At 71.0% G+C, this 17,741-nt stretch carries 17 protein-coding genes; 13 read left to right on the top strand and 4 right to left on the bottom strand.

The features are described from left to right. Positions 1 to 12 precede the first annotated feature (12 nt). The gene (locus MQH31_RS14985; protein ID WP_134534639.1) at positions 13 to 1,398 is read left to right on the top strand and encodes a glycine--tRNA ligase; all 1,386 of its coding nucleotides are present in this window, start codon (positions 13 to 15) and stop codon (positions 1,396 to 1,398) included. A gap of 207 nt (positions 1,399 to 1,605) precedes the next feature. Here the strand turns inward: MQH31_RS14985 and MQH31_RS14980 are convergent, their stop codons facing one another. Next, entirely contained in the window at positions 1,606 to 2,979 is a 1,374-nt protein-coding gene (locus tag MQH31_RS14980) for a glutamyl-tRNA reductase (RefSeq protein WP_243012720.1), read from the bottom strand. An 83-nt stretch (positions 2,980 to 3,062) separates the two neighbouring features. On the opposite strand from MQH31_RS14980, the gene hemE reads away from it, so the two are divergent. From hemE to MQH31_RS14920, 12 genes are all read left to right on the top strand, one after another. Further along, positions 3,063 to 4,259, top strand: a complete 1,197-nt coding sequence (hemE, locus tag MQH31_RS14975) for a uroporphyrinogen decarboxylase (protein WP_243012719.1) — start codon at positions 3,063 to 3,065, stop codon at positions 4,257 to 4,259. Positions 4,260 to 4,270: 11 nt separating this feature from the next. Beyond that, entirely contained in the window at positions 4,271 to 5,890 is a 1,620-nt protein-coding gene (locus tag MQH31_RS14970; RefSeq protein WP_243012718.1) for a protoporphyrinogen/coproporphyrinogen oxidase, read from the top strand. Between the two features lie 95 nt (positions 5,891 to 5,985). Continuing rightward, complete coding sequence (locus MQH31_RS14965) at positions 5,986 to 6,390, top strand: YtxH domain-containing protein (protein ID WP_243012717.1); 405 nt, start codon at positions 5,986 to 5,988, stop codon at positions 6,388 to 6,390. Beyond that, entirely contained in the window at positions 6,387 to 6,845 is a 459-nt protein-coding gene (locus MQH31_RS14960) for a phage holin family protein (protein ID WP_243012716.1), read from the top strand. The genes MQH31_RS14965 and MQH31_RS14960 overlap by 4 nt, the downstream gene beginning before the upstream one ends. Then, entirely contained in the window at positions 6,835 to 7,128 is a 294-nt protein-coding gene (locus MQH31_RS14955; RefSeq protein WP_134534634.1) for a DUF3618 domain-containing protein, read from the top strand. The genes MQH31_RS14960 and MQH31_RS14955 overlap by 11 nt, the downstream gene beginning before the upstream one ends. A 79-nt stretch (positions 7,129 to 7,207) precedes the next feature. Next, the gene (gene hemQ, locus MQH31_RS14950) at positions 7,208 to 7,972 is read left to right on the top strand and encodes a hydrogen peroxide-dependent heme synthase (RefSeq protein ID WP_134534633.1); all 765 of its coding nucleotides are present in this window, start codon (positions 7,208 to 7,210) and stop codon (positions 7,970 to 7,972) included. Next, positions 7,972 to 9,090: a ferrochelatase gene (locus MQH31_RS14945; protein ID WP_243012715.1), complete on the top strand. Its 1,119-nt coding sequence runs from the start codon at positions 7,972 to 7,974 to the stop codon at positions 9,088 to 9,090. Before hemQ ends, MQH31_RS14945 begins: the two co-directional genes overlap by 1 nt. Beyond that, positions 9,087 to 10,040, top strand: coding sequence for a hydroxymethylbilane synthase (gene hemC / locus MQH31_RS14940; protein ID WP_243012714.1), 954 nt, complete (start codon positions 9,087 to 9,089; stop codon positions 10,038 to 10,040). Before MQH31_RS14945 ends, hemC begins: the two co-directional genes overlap by 4 nt. Before the next feature lie 3 nt (positions 10,041 to 10,043). Then, a complete protein-coding gene (locus tag MQH31_RS14935) occupies positions 10,044 to 10,835 on the top strand; it encodes a uroporphyrinogen-III synthase (protein ID WP_134534630.1) in 792 nt (263 codons plus the stop codon). Between the two features lie 196 nt (positions 10,836 to 11,031). Beyond that, on the top strand, positions 11,032 to 12,015 hold the full coding sequence (gene hemB, locus MQH31_RS14930) for a porphobilinogen synthase (RefSeq protein WP_372488173.1): 984 nt from the start codon (positions 11,032 to 11,034) through the stop codon (positions 12,013 to 12,015). Then, positions 12,015 to 13,346, top strand: a complete 1,332-nt coding sequence (gene hemL, locus MQH31_RS14925) for a glutamate-1-semialdehyde 2,1-aminomutase (protein WP_243012713.1) — start codon at positions 12,015 to 12,017, stop codon at positions 13,344 to 13,346. Before hemB ends, hemL begins: the two co-directional genes overlap by 1 nt. 78 nt (positions 13,347 to 13,424) lie before the next feature. After that, the gene (locus tag MQH31_RS14920; protein ID WP_134534628.1) at positions 13,425 to 13,769 is read left to right on the top strand and encodes a hypothetical protein; all 345 of its coding nucleotides are present in this window, start codon (positions 13,425 to 13,427) and stop codon (positions 13,767 to 13,769) included. A 45-nt stretch (positions 13,770 to 13,814) separates the two neighbouring features. On the opposite strand, the gene MQH31_RS14915 is transcribed toward MQH31_RS14920, so the two are convergent. The 3 genes from MQH31_RS14915 to MQH31_RS14905 all read right to left on the bottom strand — a co-directional run bounded on the left by MQH31_RS14915 (position 13,815) and on the right by MQH31_RS14905 (position 17,697). Then, positions 13,815 to 14,672, bottom strand: coding sequence for a hypothetical protein (locus MQH31_RS14915; protein ID WP_243012712.1), 858 nt, complete (start codon positions 14,670 to 14,672; stop codon positions 13,815 to 13,817). Between the two features lie 182 nt (positions 14,673 to 14,854). Continuing rightward, positions 14,855 to 16,639, bottom strand: a complete 1,785-nt coding sequence (gene glmS, locus MQH31_RS14910) for a glutamine--fructose-6-phosphate transaminase (isomerizing) (protein ID WP_243012711.1) — start codon at positions 16,637 to 16,639, stop codon at positions 14,855 to 14,857. Then, positions 16,639 to 17,697 carry an NAD-dependent epimerase/dehydratase family protein gene (locus MQH31_RS14905; protein WP_243012710.1) on the bottom strand — a complete coding sequence of 353 codons (1,059 nt, stop codon included), beginning with the start codon at positions 17,695 to 17,697 and terminating at the stop codon, positions 16,639 to 16,641. Before MQH31_RS14905 ends, glmS begins: the two co-directional genes overlap by 1 nt. Positions 17,698 to 17,741: the final 44 nt, after the last annotated feature.

Genomic DNA, 17,741 nt, shown 5'->3' with positions numbered 1-17,741 from the left:
ATTGGAGCCACCGTGGCCGCACCCTCCCGCCTCGATTCCGTCATCGCCCTCGCCCGCCACCGCGGGTTCGTCTTCCAGGCGGGTGAAATCTACGGCGGATCCCGGTCCGCGTGGGACTACGGGCCCCTCGGCGTCGAGCTCAAGGAGAACATCAAGAAGCAGTGGTGGCGCTTCATGGTCACGAGCCGCGATGACGTGGTCGGCCTCGACTCCTCGGTGATCCTGCCCAGGAAGGTGTGGGAGGCATCCGGTCACGTCGAGGTCTTCAGCGACCCGCTCGTCGAGTGCACGAGCTGCCACAAGCGTTTCCGCGCCGACCACCTCGAGGAGGAGTTCGAGGAGAAGAAGGGGCGTCCCGCAGAGGGCGGCCTCGACGGCATCCCCTGCCCGAACTGCGGCAACCGGCACACCTGGACCGAGCCGCGCGCCTTCTCCGGCCTGCTCAAGACCTACCTCGGCCCCGTCGACGACGAGGCGGGCATGCACTATCTGCGCCCGGAGACCGCGCAGGGCATCTTCGTGAACTTCGCCAACGTGCTCCAGGCGGCCAGGATGAAGCCCCCGTTCGGCATCGGCCAGATCGGCAAGAGCTTCCGCAACGAGATCACACCCGGAAACTTCATCTTCCGCACCCGCGAGTTCGAGCAGATGGAGATGGAATTCTTCGTCGAACCGGGAACGGACGAGACCTGGCACGAGTACTGGCTCGAGCAGCGGATGAGCTGGTACACCGGCCTCGGCATCGAGCCGGAGAACCTGCGCTTCTTCGAGCACCCCGCCGAGAAGCTCTCGCACTACTCCAAGCGCACCGTCGACATCGAGTACCGCTTCGGGTTCAGCGGGAGCGAGTTCGGCGAACTCGAGGGCGTGGCGAACCGCACGGATTTCGACCTCAAGACGCACGCGGCGGCATCCGGCAAGGACCTGTCGTACTTCGACCAGACCAAGAACGAGCGCTGGGTGCCCTACGTGATCGAGCCGGCAGCCGGCCTGACCCGCTCGCTGATGGCATTCCTCGTCGACGCGTACCACGAGGAGGAAGTGCCGAACGCGAAGGGCGGCGTCGACAAGCGCACCGTGCTGAAGCTCGACCCGCGCCTCGCGCCGATCAAGGCCGCCGTGCTGCCGCTCTCCCGCAACGAGGCGCTCTCGCCGATGGCCCGCTCGCTCGCCGCCCGCCTGCGCGAGTCGTGGAACGTCGACTTCGACGACGCCGGCGCGATCGGGCGCCGCTACCGCCGCCAGGACGAGATCGGCACCCCGTACTGCATCACGGTCGACTTCGACTCGCTCGAGGACCAGGCCGTCACCGTGCGCGACCGCGACACGATGCAGCAGGAACGGGTGCCCCTCGACAAGCTCGACGCCTACCTCGCCGAGCGCCTCCGCGGAGCCTGACCCAGCCCGTCAGTGCCGGCCCGGCGCCGTTCCCTCACGGGGGAGCGGCGCCGTTTGCGGGCTCTGCCCGCACGCGCCGCGTAATGTCGGAGAAATTCGCGGCACGCGGCATCCGCCGCCCGCGGCGACGGTGTGTCGCGAAAAACTCCGACTTTGCGACCCTGACCAACGCGTCGCGTGAGCTGCGCCAGCCTCGTGAGGCGCGTGCTAGGCGATCGAGGCGGCGTCGTCGGCGCGCACAGACCGGATGCCGGGCGCGGTCGGTCCCGCAGCCGCGGCCTGGCCGCCCGCACCGGAACCGGACTCGACCCGGATGCCGAACAGGGCGTCGAGGCCGCCGGTGAATGCGGCCTGCTCGCCGGCCCGCGCGAGTTCGCGCGAGCGGACCATCGGAGTGTGCAGCAGAACGCTCGCGAGGTGGCGCAGCGCCCGCTCGGTCTGTTCGGTGTCGTCGCCGTGCGCGCGCGCCCGTTCGATCTCGGAATCGAGAAGGTCGAAGACGTGGCTGCGCAACGCGACGACCGCCGGTGCGAGGCTCTGCTCTTCTGCGACCGCCGAGAACTTGCGCGCGGCGCGGCCGACGAGCAGGCGGGCCTCGCTCGTCGCATTGAGCTCTTCGAGCGGGGCGTGGATGCGGATGGTCTCGAGGTCGAGCAGCTCGACGCCCGGGATCTCGGTGACGTCGGGGGCGACGTTGCGCGGCAGGCCGAGGTCGATGATGAGTCGCCTGGCAGCAGGAGCTTCCGGCTCTGCGCCGGTGCCGGCATCCTCGTTCGCTGCGGCGCCCGCGCGGAGCAGTGCGGCCGTGACGACGTGGTGCTCGACGGTCGTGCAGGTCAGGATCAGGTCTGCACGGTCGGCCTCGAGGGCGAACGCCCGCTCGGAGACGGGCGTGATGCCGTGCGAACCCGCGAACTTGGCGGCGCGGCCCGTTGGCGAGTAGACCCGCACGTCCGTGACGCCGAGGTCGCGGAGGGCCGCGAGGCTGGCGCCGGCGTAGCGGCCGGTGCCGACGAGCAGGACGCGGGCAGTCGCCCAGTCGACGATCCGCGTCTCGGCGAGCTGAAGGGCGAGGCGCACGAGTGAGCGTCCGGCGGCGCCGATGCCGGTGCGGTTCTTGACGCCGCGGGAGGTCTGCGACGCGCGCTGGAACAGGCGCTCGAGTTCGGGGGTGGTCGTGCCGCGCTCGCGGGCCTCCTCGAGGGAGCGGCGCACCTGGCCGGCGATCTCGCCCTCGCCGACGACGACGGATTCGAGTCCGCTCGTCACGGCGAACAGGTGCTCGGCGACGCCGTTGCCGTGCACGAAGTCGAGGGTCTCGCGGAGGACGTCTGCGGTGACGCCCGTTCCGGCGCTGACGCCGGCGATCGCGGCCTGTACGGCCTCGAGAGGGGAGGCGCCGTCCGGCTCGTCGAGGTCGAGGTAGGCCTCGAAGCGGTTGCAGGTCGCGACGATGACCGCTCCCGACAGGGTCGGGTACCGCTCGATGATGCCGCCTGCCGTGCCGGGCGCGCCGACGGACAGCTTCTCGAGTACATCGAAACTCGAGTTCTTGTGGTTCGCGGACAGGCAGATCAGCACTCGGTGAGTCTACGTTGTCCATCTGGGAGCGGATCAGATCCGCACGGCATCGGAGTCCTGAAAGTTTGACAGAATTGACACAAATGAACCTCGACGCGCAACACCCCCTCGCCTCCGGACTCACCGCCGATTCCCGCCTCATCCGCGCATACCAGGGCACCCGCCCGGAGGTCACGCCGGTGTGGTTCATGCGCCAGGCCGGGCGTTCCCTTCCCGAGTACCGGTCGCTGCGGGTCGGCACCCGGATGCTCGACGCGTGCCTCGACCCGGAGATGGCCAGTGAGATCACCCTCCAGCCTGTGCACCGGCACCAGGTGGACGCGGGAATCCTCTTCAGCGACATCGTGATCCCGCTCAAGCTCGTCGGCGTCGACGTCGAGATCGTCGCCGGGATGGGGCCGGTGCTCGGCAAGGCCGTCCGCACCGCCCGCGACGTGGAGGAACTCGTCGCGCTCGACCCCGCCGTGCTCGAGACCACCCTCGACCCGATCCGGAAGGCCGTCGCCCGAACGGTCGCCCAGCTCGGCGGCACCCCGCTGATCGGGTTCGCCGGGGCGCCGTTCACCCTCGCGGCCTACCTCGTCGAGGGCGGTCCGTCCAAGGACCACATCCACGCGCGCACCCTGATGCACGCCGATCCGGCGGCCTGGGCCTCCCTGATGGACTGGACCGCGGAGGTGACCGGCCGCTTCCTGCGCGCCCAGGTGCTCGCAGGCGCGAGCGCCGCACAGCTCTTCGATTCCTGGGCCGGTGCGCTCTCCCTCGCCGACTACAGCAGGTTCGTCGCCCCGGCATCCGCTGCGGCGATCGCCCACGTGCGCGACCTCACTTATCCGGAGACGATGCCCGCCGCTGACGCGCCGATCCGCCGCAACGTTCCCGTCGTGCACTTCGGCGTCGGCACCGGCGAACTGCTCCAGGAGATGCACTCCGTCGGCGCCGACGTCGTCGGGGTCGACTACCGGGTGCCGCTCGACGAGGCCAACCGGCGCCTCGGCGGCAACGTGCCCCTGCAGGGCAACCTCGACCCCGCCCTGCTCGCGGCGCCGTGGCCCGTTCTCGAGGCGCACGTCCTCGACGTCCTCGAGCGGGGACGCACCGCTCCGTCCCACGTGCTCAACCTCGGCCACGGCGTCCCGCCGCTGACCGACCCGACCGTGCTCACCCGTCTCGTCGCCTTCGTGCACGAGGTCACGGCCGGCGCTCCCGTGGAGACCGGAGCACCCGCGGCATCCGCCGCCGTACCCAGCGAGCCGGCGACCACGCCGACCGTGTCCTGAGCCGGCGCGCGATGAGCGAAGCACTGCGGGGCGAGCGGATGAGCGGCGTGCGTGACGTCGTCGTCATCGGCGGCGGGGTGGCCGGCCTCGTGGCTGCCCGCGAGTGCGCCCGCGTCGGGCTGAGCGTCACCGTGCTCGAGGCGGGCACCGACCTCGGCGGGGCGCTCGCGAGCCACGAGGTCGCCGGGCTCACCCTGGACAGCGGGGCGGAGAGCTTCGCGGTGCGCCGCAACGCCGTCGCCGAATTCATCGAAGGACTCGGTCTCTCCGACCGGGTCGTGCAGCCGAACCCCGCCGGCGCGTGGCTCTACCTGCCGTCTGAGCGTCCGGGCGGCGCCCCGGTGAGCGCGCCGATGCCCCGGGCCGGCGTGCTCGGCATCCCCGGCTCCCCGCTCGCCGAAGATGTCCGCCGTGTGATCGGCTGGTCGGGAGCGATGCGGGCCTGGCTCGACCGGCTGATGCCCGTGCTCACGATCGGCAGGGAGCACAGCCTCGGCGAACTCGTCCGCAAACGGATGGGCCGCCGCGTCCTCGAACGCCTCGTCGAGCCGGTCACCGCCGGCGTCTACACCTCGTCGGCCGACGACCTCGAGGTCGACGTCGTGGCTCCCGGCCTCAACGCCGCCCTCACCGTGACCGGATCGCTGTCCGGAGCCGTGCTGTCCCTGCGCAGCGCCGCACCCGCCGGCTCCGCCGTGGCCGGGCTTCGCGGCGGCATGGCCGGCCTCGTGGCCGCGCTCCGCTCCGAACTCGACCGCTTCGACGTCGAGGTCGTCACGGAGGCCGTCGTCACCCGCATCCGCCCCACCCCGGCCGAACCCTGGCAGGTCACGATCGCGCCCCGCCCGGAAGCCCCCGAAGAGCCCGGCACCTCCGGAACACCCGACGCCGCGGAAGCGCAGCACCCGGCGGAAACGCAGCACCCGGTGCAAGCGCCGCATGCCCCCGTGCCGCAGGCCGCGACGGCCGGGCCGGGCGACCTCGAAGCCGGGGACCTGCCGGAGACGCTCTCGGCGCGGTTCGTCATCCTGGCGACACCCGGTGCCCAGGCCCTCGCCCTCATCGCGCCCCTCGGCCCGCAGCAGAAGGCGCTCGGCGCCCTGCACTGGCCGAAGCCGACCCCGATCGAACTCGCCACCCTCGTGCTCGCCGCCCCCGAGCTCGACACGCACCCCCGCGGCACCGGGGTCCTCGTCGCAGCGGGCGCGCCCGGTGTGACCGCCAAGGCGCTGACGCACGTCACTGCGAAATGGGACTGGGTCGCCGCGGAAGCGGGTCCCGGCGTGCACGTGCTCCGGTTGTCCTACGGCCGCGCGGGGAAGAAGAATCCGGGCGCCCTCCTCACCGACGACGAATTCCTCGCCCTCGCCCTCGCGGATGCCTCGGCCATCCTCGGCACGCCGCTCTCGGCCGGGCAGCTGCTCGGCTTCGACCGCACCCGGTGGGGCGACGCGCTCTCTCCGGCGACCGTCGGCGCCCGCGACCGCGTCGACCAGGTGCGCCGGGCCGTCGCGGCACTCGAAGGGCTCGAGGTCACCGGCGCCTGGCTCTCCGGAACCGGGCTCGCCTCCGTCATCCCCGACGCCCTCGCGACCGCCGGCCGCACCCGCCGCGACGCGCTGGTTCACTGAGCCGTTCTGCCCAGTGGTCCGGCAGTTCGCCCTTCACCGTTTCCGCAGGCGGGATACTCTGAGACGTACGTGAACGACGAAGAATGGAGTGACACATGCGGGGAAAGCTTCTTTTTATCACCGGTGGACTCGTCGGCTACGTCCTGGGCGCACGTGCCGGGCGTAAGCGTTACGACCAGATCGTGGCCTCCGCAGAGAGCCTCTGGAACGCCGACCCCGTGCAGCGCCGCGTGACCGAGGTCCGCGACTTCGCACTCGAGCGGGTCGGCGACGTGCCGGCCGCTCTCATCAACGCCGGCAAGAAACTCGTCGGCACTCTCGCGGACAAGACCGCGAAGGCAACGGATGCCGCCGGCTCGGGCCCGAAGTACGGCACGTCCTGGTCCACGAAACGCCCGGCGCCGTCCGCGCCGTCCGCGCCGTCTGCCGCCTCGTCGGCGACCCCCGCCCACGGCACCCCCGACCCGGGTGCGCCCACATCGGAAGCATCCTCACTGTGACCGGATCGCCGTCGGACACCGGAGCACCGACAGAGGGCGTCCGCGCGGGCGGGTTCGGCCCGCGGCCGCGCAAGACCCTGATCACCCTCGTCTCCGAGCTGCCGGGGCAGATCGCCGCGCTCATCCACGCGGAGATCGAGGCCTTCAAGTCCGAGGTGGCGGGCAAGGCGAAGAACATCGGTCTCGGCATCGGGCTCTTCGTCGTGGCCGGGGTATTCGCATTCCTCGCGGTCATCGTCTTCGTCGCGCTCGCCGTGATCGCCCTCGCGCTCGTGCTGCCGCTCTGGCTCGCGACGCTCATCGTCGCGGTGGCCCTGCTCCTCGTCGCCGGGATCCTCGTGCTGATCGGGGTCAACCGGGTGAAGGCCGGAACGCGCGCGGACCCGGACGGCCTCGCGGCAAGCATCCGCCGGGACGCAGATGCGATCAAGGGAGTCGGAGACTATGAGCACTGACCAGGGCAAGACGACCGGTGCAGCGGCGACTCCGTCGAAGTCGACGCACGAGTTGCGCGCAGAGGCGACCGCCGCGCGCGCCCAGCTCGCGCTGACCCTCGACGCGATCGAGTACAAGCTCAACGTCCCGAAGCGGTTGCGTGACAAGGAGCGCCTCGCCAGGCGCCGCCTGCACAAGCTCGGCGAGGAGAACCCCACGGCACTGCTCGGGGTCGCTCTCGGCAGCGCCCTCGCGGTCGGCGCCGCCGTCTGGTTCGCGCTCAGGGCCGTCCTCGACGACTGAGACCGCCCGGACGGGCGTGCCCGGCCGGGCGCCGGCTGAGTCTTTTGGCTCTGGTCACAAAAAAGTAGAGACTGTACTCATGACTCAGCCGGCTGCCGGAGAGGCAGTAACCTCTTCCCACCCCGCCCCCGACGCCGACACCCTCACGGGTGGCGCAACGAGCGCGGCATCGCCCCAGGGCTTCACCCTGTTCGCAGTGCTTCGCAAGGACCCGACGAACCCGGACGACCTCGACGGCCGCGACGTCCCGCACGCTGTGCTCGAGCTCGACGACATCGTCGAACTCGTCGAGGCGGAGGGCGTCACCGTCCGCGGTTTCTACGACGTCTCCGGCCTCCGCGCCGACGCGGACCTGATGATCTGGACCCACGCGGCAGAGGCCGAGACCCTGCAGTGGGCCAACCGGGAGCTGCGCCGCAGCCGCCTCCTCAAGAGCCTGCTCCCGACCTGGAACGCGATGGGCGTGCACCGCGACGCCGAGTTCAACAAGAGCCACGTGCCCGGCTTCCTGCGCGGTGTCGAGCCCAAGGCCTGGCTGACCGTCTACCCGTTCGTCCGGAGCTACGAGTGGTACCTGCTCCCGGAGGCGGAGCGCAGCGCCATGCTCGCCGACCACGGCCGCAAGGGCGCGGCCTTCCGCGGTGCGATCGCGAACACCGTCTCCGCGTTCGCCCTCGGCGACTACGAGTGGCTCCTCCCGATCGAGAGCGACGAGCTCACCGAGCTCGTCGACCTGATGCGGGAGCTCCGCAACACCGAGGCCCGCCGCCACGTGCGCGAAGAGGTCCCGTTCTACACCGGCCGCCGCATCTCCACCGCGGAACTCGTCGAGGTGCTCCAGTAGTGACAACATACGACGCCATTCTGCTGGCCGGCTTCGGCGGCCCGGAGGGCCAGGACGACGTGATCCCCTTCCTCCGCAACGTCACGGGCGGCCGCGGCATCCCGGAGGAGCGCCTCGAAGAGGTCGCGACGCACTACCGCCACTTCGGCGGCATCAGCCCGATCAACGCCCAGAACCGCGTCCTCCGGGCCGCGCTCGAGGCCGAACTCGACCGCCGCGGCATCGACATCCCCGTGCTCTGGGGCAACCGCAACTGGGACCCCTACCTCCGCGATGTCATCGCCGAGGCCCACACCAACGGCCAGGACCGCCTGCTTGCGATCGTCACGAGCGCGTACAGCTCGTATTCCGGCTGCCGCCAGTACCGTGAAGATCTCGCGGCCGCGCTCGAGACCACGGGCCTCACCGGCGTCGTGCACATCGACAAGGTCCGTCAGTTCTTCGATCACCCCGGCTTCGTGACCCCGTTCATCACCGGCGTCAGCACGGGCCTTGCGGATGTCGCAGCCCGGATCCCCGGCATCGACCTCGCCACCGAGGTGGAGGTCCTGTTCTCGACCCATTCGATCCCGTCGACCGATGCGGCGAAGAGCGGACCCGCGGAGCGCGGCTTCGGTGAGGGCGGCGCCTACGAGGCCCAGCACCTCGCCGTCGCGCACACGGTGATGACCGCCGTCGCCGCAGCGGATGCCGCGGCGAGCGAGACCCCGTGGCAGCTCGTCTTCCAGTCCCGGAGCGGGCCGCCGAGCATGCCCTGGCTCGAGCCGGACATCAACGACGCCATCCGGCTGCTCCCGGCCAGGGGCATCCGTGCCGTCGTCATCGTGCCGCTCGGCTTCGTGAGCGACCACATGGAGGTCATGTGGGACCTCGACAACGAGGCGACGGAGACGGCGCAGGAACAGGGACTGTTCTCGGTGCGCGTGCCGACGCCCGGCGTCGACCCGGCCTACGTGAGTGGACTGATCGACCTCGTGGTCGAGCGCCTCGACGACACGCCGGCGGCCGATCGACCGGCGATGACCCCGCTCGGACCCTGGTACGACGTGTGCCGGCCGGGCTGCTGCGAGAACGTGCGCCTCGGCTTCAAGCCCGCCCTCGCCGGGATCGCACCGTGAGCGCGATCAGGATCGGCACCCGGGGGAGCGCCCTCGCGCTCGCCCAGACCCAGGCGGTCGCCAACCGGATCGCGGCGGCAGCGGGCACCGAGGTCGAGCTCGTCGTGATCACGACCCACGGCGACACCTCGACGGAGCCCCTGTCCGGCCTCGGCGGGACAGGTGTGTTCGCGAGCGCCCTCCGCGAGGCCCTGCTGAACGGTGACTGCGACGCGGTCGTGCACTCCTTCAAGGACCTCCCGACCGCCCGGTATCCCGGGCTCGTCGTCGGCGCCACGCCGCGCCGCGCGGACGCCCGCGACGTGCTCTGCGCACGCGACGGACTGACCCTCGAGACCCTCCCCGAGGGTGCCAGCGTCGGCACCGGGTCTCCCCGCCGGGTGGCCCAGCTCCTGAAAGCCCGCCCGGACCTGACCGTCGTCGACATCCGCGGCAACGTAGACACCCGGCTCGCCCGGGTCACCGCGGGCGACCTCGACGCCGTCGTGCTCGCAGCGGCCGGTCTCAGCAGGCTCGGCCTCCTGAGCGCGGTCGAGGGCGAGTACCTCGAGCTCTCCGACTGGCCGACCGCGGCAGGTCAGGGTTCCCTCGCGATCGAGGTCAGGGAGGGCAGGCTCGATCGCCCGCTCGGCACCGCCCTCGCCGCGATCAACCACGCGACGAGCCAGGCCACCACGACCGCGGAACGGCTCGTGCTCGAGCGGCTGGAGGCCGGCTGTGCCGCCCCGATCGGGGCGATGGCGGCGATCGACGACGGCCTGTTGTTCCTGACGGCGACGGTGTACAGTCCTGATGGTGCCCGAAGTATCGTGAGTTCGCACGCCGCGACGCCCGATTCACATTCCGTCACCCACCTGGTCGAGGCCGCCCAGGACGTCTCCGAGCGTGTGGCCCGTGATCTGATCCAAGGCGGGGCTGCCGATTTTGCCCCCATGAAGGTGACTTCTTAAGAAATGACCTGGCGCTACAAGACCCTCTCCAATCCCACCAAGCCGCTGGCCGGCTGGCGGGTCCTCGTTCCGCGCGGCGGCCCGTGGGGCGACCATGTCGCCGCAGACCTCCGCTCGCGCGGCGCGCAGCCGATCGTGGCCCCGATGATCAACTTCGCCGCGACGGACAATGCCCCGGCCCTCGACGCCGCACTCGCCCGCCTCGCGGACGGGGACTTCGACTGGATGACGATCACGAGTGCGACCACTGTCGACGTCCTCTCCTCGCACCGCGCCGTTGTGGCTCCCGGCACCCGGATCGCCGCGGTCGGCGAGACCACCGCGGCCGCGCTCATCGCCGCGGGCTACCGCGTCGACCTCGTTCCCGCTGAAGACAACTCCGCCAGGGGCCTGCTCGCCGAGTGGGAGGCCGCCACCCAGGGTGTCGTCCCCCTGCGCATCCTCACCCTGCGTTCCGAGATCGCCAAGCCCCTGCTGACCGAGGGTCTGCGCCGGATCGGCCACGAGGTCGAGTCGGTCGTCGCCTATCGCACCATCGGGGTGCCCGTCGACCCGCGGGTCGTCGCGGATGTCGCGGCTGGCAAGGTGCAGGCGCTCCTGGTCACCTCGGGCAGTGTCGCAGAACAGGTGCAGGCGCAGTTCGGGCCGGTTCCCGAGACGACCCTCGTCGCCTGCATCGGTCCGCGCACCGCCAAGGACGCCGCGGCGCTCGGCCTCCGCGTCGACCTCGTCGCAGAGGCCCCCAGCGCAGAGGCCCTCATCGAGGCGCTCGCGCACTTCGCCGAACTCCGCTAGCTCCGGTTCCCCCTCCGCCACGCCTCGCGCGGCTCCGCCGAGCTCCGCCCGTTCGCGCCCACCGCCTCCCGCCTCCCGCCTCCCGCCTCCCGCGAGAGCGTAATTTTGGCCCTTAAACCGCGGTCTTAGGGGCCAAAATCGTACTCTCGCGGGACTGCGGGGAACGTGGAGACGGCGTGGGTAGGGTGGATGGGTGATTACTCCAGTTATTCGGCCTCGACGGATGCGTTCGAGTGCCTCGCTCCGCCGGCTCGCCAGTGAGACCCGTCTGCACCCCGCCGAACTCGTGTTGCCGATGTTCGTCCGCGAAGGGCGGGAGTCGGTGGACATCACCTCCATGCCCGGCGTGGTGCAGCACTCGATCGACGGCGCCCGCCGTGCCGCGGCCGAGGCCGCCGCCGCAGGCATCGGTGGTGTGATGCTCTTCGGAGTGCCGGACGTGCGCGACGCCGTCGGCTCCGGCGCGACCGACCCGCGGGGAATCCTCAACGTCGCCACCCGGGCCATTGCCGACGAGGTCGGCGACGCCCTCGTCGTGCAGACCGACCTGTGCCTCGACGAATTCACCGACCACGGCCACTGCGGCGTGCTCGCCCTCGACGGCAGCGTCGACAACGATGCGACCCTCGAGCGGTACAACGAGATGGCGCTCATCCAGGCCGCCTCCGGTTCCCGGCTGCTCGGGCTCAGCGGGATGATGGACGGCCAGGTCGCCTCCGTGCGTGCGGCCCTCGACGGTTCCGGCTTCCAGGACACCGCCGTGCTCGCCTATTCGGCGAAGTACGCCTCCGCGTTCTACGGCCCGTTCCGCGAGGCCGTACAGTCGACGCTCACCGGAGACCGGCGCAGCTACCAGCTCGACCCGGCCAACCGCAGGGAGGGCGTGCGCGAAGCCCTCCTCGACATCGAACAGGGCGCGGATGTCGTGATGGTCAAGCCGGCCGGCAGCTACCTCGATGTGCTCGCGGAGGTCGCCGCCGTGAGCGACGTCCCGGTCTGGGCATACCAGGTGTCCGGCGAATACGCGATGATCGAGGCGGCAGCGGCCCAGGGCTGGATCGACCGCCGCCGTTCGATCGAGGAATCGGTGCTCAGCATCCGCCGGGCCGGCGCAGACGCCGTGCTCACCTACTGGGCCGTCGAGCTCGCCGCGTGGCTCACCGAAGGAAACCAGAAGTGATGACCCGTAACGACGAGTTGTTCGCCCGCGCCCAGCGCGCCATCCCCGGCGGAGTGAACTCGCCGGTCCGGGCCTTCCGCTCGGTCGGCGGCACGCCTTTGTTCCTCGTGAAGGCCTCCGGCGCCTATGTCACCGACTCCGACGGCCGCGAGTACGTCGACCTCGTCAGCTCCTGGGGGCCGGCGATCCTCGGCCACGCGCACCCGGAGGTCGTCCACGCCGTCCAGGCCGCTGCGGCACTCGGCCTGTCCTTCGGCGCATCCACTCCGGGCGAGACCGAACTCGCCGAGCTGATCGAGGGCCGCGTCTCGGCCGTCGAGAAGCTGCGCCTCGTGTCGACGGGCACGGAGGCGACCATGACCGCCATCCGCCTCGCCCGCGGCTTCACCGGCCGTGAGCTCCTGATCAAGTTCGCCGGCCACTACCACGGCCACTCCGACGGTCTCCTCGCCCAGGCCGGCTCCGGGCTCGCGACCCTCGCCCTGCCCGGTTCCGCAGGCGTGACCGCTGCGACGGCCGCGCAGACACTCGTGCTCCCGTACAACGACCTCGAGGCCGTACGCGCCGCGTTCGAGGCCCACCCGGGGCGGATCGCCGCCGTCATCACCGAGGCCGCCGCCGCGAACATGGGCGTCGTCGCGCCGGACCCCGGCTTCAACGCAGCACTCACCGAGCTCGCGCACTCCTACGGGGCGCTGCTCATCATCGACGAGGTGCTCACCGGGTTCCGGGTCGGTCCGGCCGGCTACTGGGGCCTCGACAACGCGGGAGAGACTCCCGCGAAGCCGTACACTCCCGACCTCTTCACGTTCGGCAAGGTCATCGGCGGCGGCCTGCCCGTTGCGGCCCTCGGCGGGCGCGCCGAGGTCATGGACTACCTCGCCCCCGCAGGCCCGGTCTACCAGGCCGGCACCCTGTCCGGGAACCCGGTCGCCGTCGCGGCGGGCATCGCCACCCTGCGCGCCCTCGACGACTCCGTCTACCCGCGGCTCGATGCGACGGCGCTGCTGCTCTCGAACGCCGTCTCGGCCGCCTTGTCCGCAGAAGGCGTCGCGCACAGCGTGCAGCGGGCGGGCAACCTGTTCAGCTTCGCCTTCGGGGCGGATGCCGCTGCGCACCCCCCGCGGGACTACGCGGCCGTGCAGCGCCAGGAGTCCTTCCGGTACGGCCCGTTCTTCCACGCGATGCTCGACGCCGGGGTGTCCCTGCCGCCCTCGGTGTTCGAGGCCTGGTTCGTCTCGGCGGCCCACGACGACCAGGCGATCGAGTGGATTCTCGACGCCCTGCCCGCCGCGGCGAAGGCCGCGGCGGCCGCCGTGGCCCCCGACTGACGGAGCGCACAGTGCCGCGTTACTGCATTGTGAGGTTTCGGCAGCCGTTTTACCGGCCGAACGGGGCAGACTAGGCCTATGGCTTCCTTGCGCGTTCATCCTGATCGGCTCGAGGTACACCTGACGAAGGCCGAAAAGACGCTGGCCTTCCGCCGCGAGGACATCGTCGTCGCGCGGGACAACATCCGCTCGGTGACGATCACGGACGACCCGTGGATCTGGATCCGCGGGATCCGCGCCCCCGGCCTCGAGGTTCCGCTCGTGCTCGCGGTCGGCACCTGGAAGTTCCACGGCGGCAAGGACTTCCTCGCGATCAAGCGCCGCCGCCAGGCCGTCGTCATCGACCTCGTCGACGAAGACTTCTCGCGCGTCATCCTCACGACGAACCACGCCCCCGACCTGATCGCCTCGCTCAAGCTGTAGCTCCGGCAGGTCGCAGGTCCCAGGTCGCAGTTCGCAGTTCCGGGGCTACGGGCGCACGCCGCTCGTGGTGACGATCTTCGTCCAGGGCCCCGGCGGCACGTCCGCCGCCTCGACGAACTGCCAGTCGACCGTGTCGTTCTCACCGTTGATGTCGCTGAAGCGCAGGCAGCCGTTCAACGCGGGGGAGACGTCCATGCCCGCGCCATTGAACTTCTTGTTGGCCGGTCGGGCATCGTCGGCACCGAACACATAGGCGGCGTCGTGGTACTGGCCGGGCCCGGCGTCCTCGATCTGGCCGTAGCACGTCTGCCCGTTCGAGCGGATGCGCACCCACCGGTTCTTCATCAGGCTGACGGTGTCATCGCCCGCCGAACCCGCGTACGCGGACTGGACGGCCCACGGCACCACCCGCTCGCGGGTCGCGAACGCCTGGGCGTCGTTGAGGTCGTCGAACGGCAGGTCGAGGTAGAACGGGTTCTCCTTTGGTGCCAGCTGGGTCGGGAAGTAGTCGTTGGCCGCCGTGCGCACCTCGGTCTGGCAGTCATCGGCGGTCCGGACGCCGTCGCAGCCGCCGTAGCTCTCCATCCACCCCGAGTCGTAGGTCGAATAGACCTGGCTGCCGTCCGCGGCGTTCGGGTCGAAGATCTCACCGACCCAGAAGGTGGTCGAAACGATCCCGGTGTGCCAGGGGTATGCGCCGGCGGCGGGTGCCGTCGGGCTTGCGCTCACCGGCGGTGTGGGGCTCCCGCCGGGTGTCGGGGTTCCGGGCGGCCGGGTGGCCGAGGGGGTCGCCGTGCTCTGGCCGGGGCGGGGAGCGGTCGACAGCACGATCGTGAGCACGGCCAGGATCGTCAGGCCGATCGCGAGGAGGCTGATCAGGAGCGTGCGCCGACGGGGGGTCACACCCCCTGTCTCATCGTCTTGCGGCATTCACCCTCCTCCAGCACTCAGGACGCCCCCAACCGGGTCGGCAGCCGACGGCGTTGAGATGCTATCCGGCCACGCGCCCGCTCACGGCTGATCTTCACCACCTTCCCAGCGGACCGGTAGCAGGCTCGGGCCGGCCACCCGTCCGGTGACCCCGCTCAGTCGACGGTGACCGACTTGGCGAGGTTGCGGGGCTTGTCCGCGTCGAAGCCGAGCTCGACGGCGAGGCCGAGTGCGAGCATCTGCAGCGGGACGACGGCCGCGAGCGGTCCGCACGGCGCTGCGAGGGACAACGGGACCTCGATGCTGCTGCCGGCCCGGCCGATCGTGATGATGCGGCCGCCGCGCGCCCGCACCTCCGCGATGTTCCCGGCGAGCCGGGGGTCACCGTCGTCCACCACGACGACGGGCGTGCCCTGTTCGACGAGGGCGAGCGGACCGTGCTTGAGCTCGCCGGCCGGGTACGCCTCCGCCCAGCGATAGGTGATCTCCTTGAGCTTGAGGGCGCCCTCCGCCGCGTAGGCGACGCCGGCTCCACGGCCCAGGAAGAGGAAGCCCTTCGCGCCGCGCACCTCGTCGACGAGGGGAGGGAGCAGCGCCCGCGCCGCGGCGGCGGCCTCCGCGAGCTGTTCGGGAACGAGGTAGAGGTCGTTGACGAGCCGGCGGGCCTGTGCGGTGTCCATCCGGCCGCTCGCGACGAGCGACGAGATCACCAGCCCCGTGCCGACGAGGATCTGGCAGACGAAGGTCTTGGTCGCCGCGACCCCGATCTCCGGCCCCGCCGAGCAACTCAGCACAGCGTCGACCTTGCGGCCGAGCGTCGAGTGGACGTTGTTGACGAGGGCGAGCACGGGGAACCCCTCCGGACTCTCGTCGAGGGCGCGGAGCACGTCCGCGGTCTCGCCTGACTGGCTCATCATCACCGTCAGGGTGCCCGGCTCGACGACCGAACCGGCCGCCTCGCTCGCGACGACGGAGGAATGCGCGAGCCCGCCCAGACGGCTCAGTGCCGAACCGATCACTTCGCCGGCATTCAGGGAGGTGCCGCACGCGACAACGCGCATCCGGTCGAACCGCGGAAGGCCGAGGTCGTTCCAGAGCGCACCGGTCGCGATTCGTCCGCCGACCTCCTCGAGCAGGCGGGTCGCCGCCTCCGGCTGTTCGAGGATCTCCGCCGCCATGTGGTCGTCGGCCTCGAGGGTGAGCGAGAAGGTCGGCCGCGGCGGCCGAGGAATGGCCGTCGGTACGGCGACGGGGGTACCCGCATGCGTCCAGACCAGGTCGTTCGTCACCTCGATGACGTCGCCGTCCGCGAGGATGTGGAACTCCTCGACCCAGTCGCCGATCGCCGAGATGTCGCTCGCGAGGAAGACGCCGGCCGTGGAGCGGGCGGCGAGCAACGGCGAGCGGTGCGCGGCGGCGACCATCCGCCCCGTCCGGGCATCGAGGACGACGAGGGCCCACGATCCGGTCAGCTGGGCGACCGCGCCGCTCACGGCGTCGAGCAGGTCGTCGGAGACGAGGAGCCGGTCTTCGACGAGGTGGCAGATGACTTCGCTGTCGACCTCGGAGGAGAACCGGTGCCCGGCGTGCACGAGCTCGGCACGCAGCCGGTCCGCGTTGTCGAGGATGCCGTTGTGCACGACGCTCACCCGGCCCTCGCAGTCCTGGTGGGGGTGAGCGTTCTGCTCGCTCACCCCGCCGTGGGTCGCCCAGCGGGTGTGGCCGATGCCGGTGCCCGCGAGCAGGGGGCCGGCCCACCCGTCGACGAGCCCGGTCAGGGAATCGACCCGGGAGGTCGTGCGGAAGACGGCCGTCGTGCCGTCCGCCGCGGTCACGGCGATGCCCGCCGAGTCGTAGCCGCGGTATTCGAGCCGCTTCAGCCCCGCGATCAGGTAGCCGGGCGCCGGTTCGATGGCGCGACAGGCGATGATCCCGCACATCAGCGCGCCTCGGGCGTCTGGCCGCCGACGGCGACGAGGCCGGGGTCGTGGGGATGCAGCGGCGAACCCGCGAGGGCCATCGCCTCGTTGCCGTTCCCGCCGGCCACCGCAGCGCCGGCCACGTTCCGGATCACGTCGTCGAGCGGGGTCCTCGGTTCGAAGTCCACGAGCTTCCGCGCGAGGCCGTTGTTGGGGACCCGACGACGCATGTCCTCGTAGCCGGGGGCGTACGCCTGCTCGTAGGGGATCAGGCTGATGCTGCTCGTCGAGCCGAGCACGTCGATCACGCGCTCGGCGAGGCCGAGGATCGAGATCTCCTGGGCGCCGCCCATGTTGACGGCGCGGCCGTACGCGGCGGGCGTCTCGGCGAGCCGGACCAGCGCAGGCACGATGTCGCCGACGTAGGAGAAGCACCGGGTCTGGCGTCCGTCGCCGAAGACCGTCAGCGGTTCCCCGCGCTGCGCCTGGCCGACGAGGTTGGGGAAGACCATGCCGTACCGGCCGGTCTGGCGGGGTCCGACGGTGTTGAACAGGCGCACGATGGCGACCGGGAGGCCGTATTCGCGCCAGTACGCGTGAGCGAAGGCTTCGTCGATGCCTTTCGCGGCCGCGTACGTCCACCGGGACTTGAGAGCGGACCCGAGGATGCGGTCGGACTCCTCGTCGAGGCTGTCAGCGGTGTTCTTCCCGTAGACCTCGCTTGTGGACGCGAGCAGCAGGGTCGCCCCGGCCGCGACGCAGGCGTCGAGGACGTTCTCGGTGCCGTGGATATTGGTGCGCAGGCTCGTCAGGGGCTCCTCGACGATGAGCTTGACGCCGACGGCCGCAGCGAGGTGGAACACCCGGTCGCGTCCGTTCACGAGGCCGGTGACGAGCGCCTTGTCGAGGATGCTGCCCTGGACGAACCGCAACCGGGGGTTGTCGCTGACCCTCGCGAGGTTGCGGAGCGAGCCCGTGGAGAGGTCGTCGAGCACGATGACGTCGTCGCCCTGCTGCAACAGGTATTCGGTGAGGTGGCTGCCGATGAAGCCGGCGCCGCCGGTGATCAATGATTTCACGGTGGTTCTCCGATCGAAAGGGTGGGCAGGGCAACGGATGCCGG

The organism is Cryobacterium zhongshanensis (assembly GCF_022760445.1).
GTDB lineage: Bacteria > Actinomycetota > Actinomycetes > Actinomycetales > Microbacteriaceae > Cryobacterium > Cryobacterium algoricola.
This window is presented reverse-complemented; position numbering and strand designations above follow the sequence as displayed.

Bases quoted from the DNA above. Each gene is read 5' to 3' on its own strand.
- hemE (WP_243012719.1), top strand. From the start codon at position 3,063: ATGAACCTCGACGCGCAACACCCCCTCGCCTCCGGACTCACCGCCGAT.
- MQH31_RS14970 (WP_243012718.1), top strand. From the start codon at position 4,271: ATGAGCGAAGCACTGCGGGGCGAGCGGATGAGCGGCGTGCGTGACGTC.
- MQH31_RS14965 (WP_243012717.1), top strand. From the start codon at position 5,986: ATGCGGGGAAAGCTTCTTTTTATCACCGGTGGACTCGTCGGCTACGTC.
- MQH31_RS14955 (WP_134534634.1), top strand. From the start codon at position 6,835: ATGAGCACTGACCAGGGCAAGACGACCGGTGCAGCGGCGACTCCGTCG.
- hemQ (WP_134534633.1), top strand. From the start codon at position 7,208: ATGACTCAGCCGGCTGCCGGAGAGGCAGTAACCTCTTCCCACCCCGCC.
- MQH31_RS14935 (WP_134534630.1), top strand. From the start codon at position 10,044: ATGACCTGGCGCTACAAGACCCTCTCCAATCCCACCAAGCCGCTGGCC.
- hemL (WP_243012713.1), top strand. From the start codon at position 12,015: ATGACCCGTAACGACGAGTTGTTCGCCCGCGCCCAGCGCGCCATCCCC.
- MQH31_RS14920 (WP_134534628.1), top strand. From the start codon at position 13,425: ATGGCTTCCTTGCGCGTTCATCCTGATCGGCTCGAGGTACACCTGACG.
- glmS (WP_243012711.1), bottom strand. From the start codon at position 16,639: ATGTGCGGGATCATCGCCTGTCGCGCCATCGAACCGGCGCCCGGCTAC.